Source organism: Mycobacterium sp. (assembly GCF_032159765.1).
GTDB lineage: Bacteria > Actinomycetota > Actinomycetes > Mycobacteriales > Mycobacteriaceae > Mycobacterium.
Map to the genome: position 1 here is coordinate 1 of NZ_JAVHWM010000147.1, position 6,183 is coordinate 6,183.

Genomic DNA, 6,183 nt, shown 5'->3' on the forward strand with positions numbered 1-6,183 from the left:
GACGTCGGCGTGTGATCGCTGGGCTTGACCACGAACGTGCAGCCCGCGGCAAGCCCGGCGGCGAGCTTCCACGTCAGCAGCAGTAGCGGCGAGTTCCACGGGGTGATGGCGCCGACGACGCCGACCGGCTCGTGGCGGGTGTAGACGAAGAAGTTCGGCTTGTCGACCGGGACGACCTCGCCCTGCAGTTTGTCGGCCAGCCCGGCGTAATAGAAGTAGTAGTCCGGCAACGCCCGCATCTGGCCGACCATCTCGCGGACCAGCTTTCCGCCGTCCCGCACCTCGAGCTCGGCCAGCCGCTCCGCCTCGCGCGCGATGAGCTCGCCGAGGCGCCACAACAGTTTGCCGCGCGCGGTCGGGGTCAGTGCCCCCCACTGGCCGTCCAGCGCGGTGCGGGCCGCGGCGACAGCACGGTCCACGTCGTCGGCCCCGCCGTCGGGCACGCGTGCCCACGGCCGACCGGTGAACGGGTCAACGCTGTCGTAGGTGGCTCCGGAGGCGGCGGCCTCCGAAACGCCCCCGATCAGCAGCTCGAATTCAACCAACTGCTCCGTCGCGCTGTTCGTAATCGTGGTGTCAGTCATGGGTGGTCCTCATCGAGTGCGCGGCCGCTTCTTGTTGTTAAGGGAGTCCGGGGTGGCTCCGGCATTGCCGAGATGTGTGTAGGACATGCCGTGGCGGGCCGCGAGGGTGGGCGGCAGATCGCGGGCCTCCCACATCGCGCGGACGGTGCCCTGGACACCGTTCGGCCGTCGGGACGCGATCTCGGCCGCCAATTCGGCTGCCCGGGAACGTAGTTGGTCATCCGGGACGATTTCGGTGACGATCCCGATCCGCAGCGCGGTCTGCGCGGTCATCCGCTCCTCGCTGCCCAGCAGTGCCCAGCGCATTACCTCCCCGTACGGCACGCCGAGCGCCAGCATGCCCATCGGCTCCAGCGCCGAGACGATCCCCGCGTTGGCGTGCGGGTCGAAAAAGGTGGCGGTCTCGCTGCAGATCGCGAAGTCGCACTCGTTGACGAAGTACATCGCACCGCCCGCGACGATGCCGTGCAGAGCGGCGATCACCGGCTTCCACACCTTGTGACCCTTGGGACCAAGGCAGGCGCCGGGGTCCTCCTGATTGAAAATCGGCTGGTGCTTCCACCATGTGCCCTCGGCGACGTCGATGCCGGTGCAGAACGCCCGTTCTCCGTTGGCGCACAGCACCGCGACGCGGATGTCGTCGTCGTCGCGGACCCTTGCCCAGGCCGTGGCGAGGTCGCCGGCCATCTGCTTGGTGAAGCTGTTCAATTTGTCGGGGCGGTTGAGCGCCACGGTGGCGACGTGGTCGGTGACGTGGAACTCGATGGTGCTCAGGTCGGTCTTGTCGGTCACGGGCGCTCCTCTGTCGATCCGGTGCCTACCGGCATCTTCGCATCCGCGTCTCTCACCTGGTTAACCTGGTTAGCTATCTCGCGTTTGAGGATCTTGCCTGCGGGGCCGAGCGGGAACTCGCGCCAGAACGCGAACCGGCGCGGCTGCTTGTAACCGGCCAGCTCGGCGCGGCACAACGTGCTCAGTTCATCGGTCAGTGCGGTCTGATCGTGAAAATGGGATTTGGGGATGACCACCGCGACTGGCGTCTCGCCCCACTCCTGATCGGGCACGCCGACTACTGCGACCATGTCGACCCCGGGATGCTGCGCGATGACCCGCTCGATCTCGGCGGGGTAGACGTTGAAGCCGCCCGAGATGATGAGGTCGGTCTTGCGGCCCGTGATGTGAAGGTAGTTGTCGTCGTCCAGGTAGCCCAGGTCGCCGGTGCGCAACCCGTCGGGTCGGAACGTCTCCGCCGTTTGCTCGGGCCGGTTCCAATAGCCGATTGCGTTGGCGGGGCTGGCGATGGCAATTTCGCCGATCTCTCCGACCGGGGCCTCGCTCCCATCGTTCATAACGATGCGGATCGCACACATCGGGGTCTCCTGCCCGCAGGACGTACCGATCGACGTCCTGCCCGCGACGATGTCACGGTGGTCCTGCGGCGTGAGAATGGTTGCCTGCCCACCGCATTCGGTGAGCCCGTACCGCTGCTGCAGATCGCAGCCGAGCATCTCCATGGCCTTGCGCGCCAGCCCCGGCGGCACGGGCGCCGAGCCGTAGGAGATCCTCCGCAGGCTCGACATGTCCCGCGGGGGGCCATTTTCGAGGATCGCCAGCGTTCGGTGCAGCATCGTCGGGATGAACGTGGTGAAGGTGATCGCGCTGCGTTCGATCTCGTCGATCACGGCCTGCGGATCGAAGCACTGGTGGATCACCATCGTCTGACCGAGGTAGAGCCACGACACCGTGCGCACCATGCCGCCTGCGGTGAAGAACGGGGTAGTCGCCAACATGATGTCCGACCGGTTGGCCTCGGTCACCAAGTTGGTGTCGGCCGCCTGGTAGAGCAGGCCGCGGTGGGTGTGCATCACCCCTTTGGCGCGTCCGGTGGTGCCGCTGGTGTACAGGATCACCGCGACGTCGTCGGGGGTGATCTCGCGGCGCGGCACACTGGGTTGTGCCTGCGCCAACGCGGTCTCGTAATCGGTGACCGACTCGCTGGCACCGAGCGTCGCGCGGGCATCTATGCCCAATACCAGTGCAAGGTCTGTGAATTCGCCGAGGAACTTGTCCAGATGGTCGGCGTGGACGATCACTGCGCGGGCACCGGAGTCGTCGCGGACGTGCGCCACTTCGTCGGGGGCCAGCCGGATGTTCACCGGCACGGCGATCAGGCCGGCCTTGGCCAGACCGAACGAGATCTCCGGCCATTCGATGCAGTTACGTGCGATCACCATCACCCGGTCCCCAGGCTCCAGCCCCCGGCCGGCGAGGAAACTCGCCAGCCGCCGGGCCTGCCTGTCGACCTCGGCCCAGGTGTGCATCCGGTCGGCATCGACGAGCGCGGGCTTGTCCGGGTAGCGGCGCGCGTTGTTGGTGGCGATGTCTCCGATGAGCATCAGATCACCGCCCTCATATCAGGAACGCCAACGTCTCGACCGGACCGCCTGCGTCGATCAGGTGCACGATCTTGCGGACCAGTCGCGGCCCGTCGGGGGAACGGCGGATCGTATGGCTCACCCGGCCGGCCCAGAAGCGTTGGCGGATGCGGTATTCGAACAATGCGAAATTGGATTCGACTGTGACGGTGTCGGCGTTCTCGTCGACCACCTCGCTGTTCGAGACGACGCGGCGCATGACCGATGGCGGCGTCTGGGAGTGCCGGTTGCCCGTGTTGAGCTGAGCGACGCGGCTCTTGATCCGCCGCCGGTTGTCGTTGATGTAGGCCAGCGTGGTGCGCGGGTCGTCGTCGGGGTGCATGGGGACGCGGTACTCGACGGTGTCGTCGTCATCGGCCCACAGCGCCTCCCACTCTGAGTAGCGGCCTTCGTCAGCCAGGCGCGCTTCGAGATACAGGAACGACAGGATCTCGGCGTCCGGCAGCGGCCGCAGCGAAGGGCGGGTCATGGGCGTCGGCTGTTCTGACTGAGCGTTGACGGTCATGCTCCCGCCTTTCCGCCGACGACAGCGGCCCACTGCGAGTAGAAACCGCGCTGTGGCGTCTCGGCGCTCTTGTCCCGGTTGATGATTCCGGTCTCATCGGAGATGTCGTGTTCGACGCCGCGCGCGAGCACCAGCCACTCCGGAAGCTCGGCTGCCAGCCCGGCCTGGTTGCGCATGCCGATCTCGCCGTCGTCGGCGATCAGGAACCCCGCCGGGCCCATCGCTCCCTCGGACCGCCGCAGCGTGCGTTCGTTCAACGCGTCCTGACCCGGGATCAACACGGCGGTGGTGTAGGCGATGGTGCGGTCGGGGGCCTGCGGTTCGACGAACATGACGTTCATCTCGGCGAGGAACAGGTTGGGCCAGATCAGCGTGTGCGGCGGACCCACGACCAGTGCGTCGTGCGCCTGGTCGGGACCGTAGGCACTCTCCAGCGCGTCGACGTATTCGGCCAGCTTCGCCCGCGGAATCCGGCCGTACCAGACGAATTCCTCGTCGAGCTTGCGGTATTCGTCGCTGTAGTCGATCTCTGAATGACCGTTGCGCAGGTCGCGCACCAGCACGTCGACCTTGGTGGGCACGTGTGACACCTTCGCCGGCTTGATCGCGTCATATACGGAGGCGTGCGTGAACAGCGCGTGGTAGCCGTCTACGTTGTTCTCCACCACCATCTTCCAGTTGGCGTGATGCAGGTGCTTCATCCAGTTGGCCCGCAGGTCGATCTCGCGGGTGGGGGAGAGGTTGAGCAAACGGTCGATGGCGTGTATCGCGTTGCCGAGATGCTCGGACAGCGAAATGCCTTCGGCCGCAAGTGAGGCGAAGACGAAGCCGCCGTAGCTGTCGACCCGCGGCGCTTGCGCCAGGCCCAGCTCCGCGCGCACCTGATTGAACGCCTCGCCGTAGCCTTCCCGCATCGGGACACCCTGCAGCGCACCGGTGTTGTTGAAGGTCCAGCCGTGGTACGGGCACCGGAACGAGTTCGCATTGCCCTTCTCGGCGTTGCACAGCTTGTTGGCGCGGTGGGTGCAACGGTTGAGCACCACGCGCACCACGCCGTCCTTGCCGCGCACGACGACGACGGGATCATGGCCGATCATCCGGGTGAGGTAGTCGCCGGGCTCGCTGACTTCGCTCTCGTGCGCGACATAGACCCAGCCGGTCTTGAAGATGGTGTCCATCTCGCGGCGGAAGATGTCATCCGACGTGTAGACCGACCCGTGCACGCGGTCGCTCCGGATGACGCTGCTGACATCGAATTCGTCAATGGCAGCGGATGATTCGAGCGTCGTCACCGGTCCTCCAGGATGTCTATGGCTGGGATCGCGACGTCGCCGAGGCGGCGGAATGCGATGCGCACCGCAGTGCCGATCGTGGGTGCCGTCTGCGAGGGTTGCGCCGTCGTCATCACGATGCGGTGCCCGCTGCTCAATTCCACGTCGACGATGGGGTAGGGGAGTGGGGCGTGCACCAACCCGGGTTCGCGTCGGTGCATCAGGGTCGCGGAGTGTACAGTCCCGTCCAGTTCGACAGTGCGCCAGTCGTGTTCGGTGCCGCCGCAGCGGTCGCACACTTCCTGGTCGAGCTCGAGCGGTTGCGCGCATTCCGCGCAGAACGACAGCGCGAGTTCGTTCCGCTGGGCCGCCTGGTACAGCGGCGCCAACGCGTCATGGTCGGGATCGGGTGCCAATGCCGGATCCAGCAACCAGTCGTCGAGTGTGGTGGCGGTCATGCGGCTCGCTCCAGCACCAGCGCCGCATGGTGGTCCAGCCGGCCTCCGATACCGCCGACGAGAGCGACGGTGGCGTCGGGGACCTGTCGCTCCCCGCCGGTACCGCGCAGCTGAATCACCGCCTCGGCCAACGGCGTCATGCCCTGCAGGTAGAAACCGGAGAGCTGGCCACCGCCGGTGTTGGTCGGCAGTGTGCCGCCGCGGCCGATCCCGCCGTCGCCCACGAAGGTGCCCGCGGGAACATCGCCGGTGAGCCGGTATTCGTCGAGCAATGCCAGAGTCACGATCGAGAACGGGTCGTAGAGTTCGGCAACGTGCAGGTCCGAGCGGGTCATGCCGGCCTGCGCGAGCGCGTCGTCCACCGCGCGGCCACCGCCCCCGAACCACGATTCGGCTCCCGCGCGACGGCGCCGCACCGGATGCTCCCGGCCGGTGCCGCGCACCCGAAGGCGGGTGGTGCCGACCGACCCCGAACCGGTCAGCACGACGGCGACGGCCCCGTTCACAGGTCGCGCGCAGTCGAGTAGCCGCAGCGGTTGGGCGACCATCGGACTGGCGTCGTATCCGGCGTCGTCGAGCGGTTCGCGATTCACCGCATCGGGATTGCCACGGGCCCAACCCCGTGCCGTGGTGGCGACCGCGCGCAATGCGTCGGTGCTTGTGCCGGTGACGTGCAGCCACCGCTGCGCCAACAGCGCGTACGTCGGCACCGACCCGAGCAGCCCGGAGGCCCGCTCCAGTCCGCGCACTCCGGCGGTGCCGCCGCTCTGCGCATACGTCGACCCGGCACCCCGGTCTGCTACCAGCGGCGCGTCGGCGAATACACACATGACGGTGGTCGCCTCACCCGTGGTGATGGCGTGGCGTGCGCGCTGAATCATCGCGATGGTCGTGGCGCCCTTGATCTCGACGTGCTCCAAAAGGCGCAGG

At 67.1% G+C, this 6,183-nt stretch carries 7 protein-coding genes; all 7 read right to left on the reverse strand.

The genetic code is table 11. The features are described from left to right. The coding region (locus tag QOH60_RS17850) for an aldehyde dehydrogenase family protein (RefSeq protein ID WP_526422776.1) at nucleotides 1-584 on the reverse strand (584 nt) is incomplete at its 3' end. 9 nt (nucleotides 585-593) lie between these two features. After that, the gene (locus QOH60_RS17855; protein ID WP_526422778.1) at nucleotides 594-1,376 is read right to left on the reverse strand and encodes an enoyl-CoA hydratase/isomerase family protein; all 783 of its coding nucleotides are present in this window, start codon (nucleotides 1,374-1,376) and stop codon (nucleotides 594-596) included. Beyond that, nucleotides 1,373-2,980: a class I adenylate-forming enzyme family protein gene (locus QOH60_RS17860; RefSeq protein WP_526422780.1), complete on the reverse strand. Its 1,608-nt coding sequence runs from the start codon at nucleotides 2,978-2,980 to the stop codon at nucleotides 1,373-1,375. The genes QOH60_RS17855 and QOH60_RS17860 overlap by 4 nt, the downstream gene beginning before the upstream one ends. 13 nt (nucleotides 2,981-2,993) lie before the next feature. After that, a complete protein-coding gene (locus QOH60_RS17865) occupies nucleotides 2,994-3,524 on the reverse strand; it encodes an aromatic-ring-hydroxylating dioxygenase subunit beta (RefSeq protein WP_526422782.1) in 531 nt (176 codons plus the stop codon). After that, complete coding sequence (locus tag QOH60_RS17870; protein WP_526422784.1) at nucleotides 3,521-4,816, reverse strand: aromatic ring-hydroxylating oxygenase subunit alpha; 1,296 nt, start codon at nucleotides 4,814-4,816, stop codon at nucleotides 3,521-3,523. Before QOH60_RS17870 ends, QOH60_RS17865 begins: the two co-directional genes overlap by 4 nt. Beyond that, nucleotides 4,813-5,253, reverse strand: a complete 441-nt coding sequence (locus QOH60_RS17875; protein WP_526422786.1) for a Zn-ribbon domain-containing OB-fold protein — start codon at nucleotides 5,251-5,253, stop codon at nucleotides 4,813-4,815. The genes QOH60_RS17870 and QOH60_RS17875 overlap by 4 nt, the downstream gene beginning before the upstream one ends. Further along, on the reverse strand, nucleotides 5,250-6,183 hold a 934-nt coding region (locus QOH60_RS17880; protein WP_526422788.1), incomplete at its 5' end, for a thiolase family protein. The genes QOH60_RS17880 and QOH60_RS17875, both read right to left, overlap by 4 nt.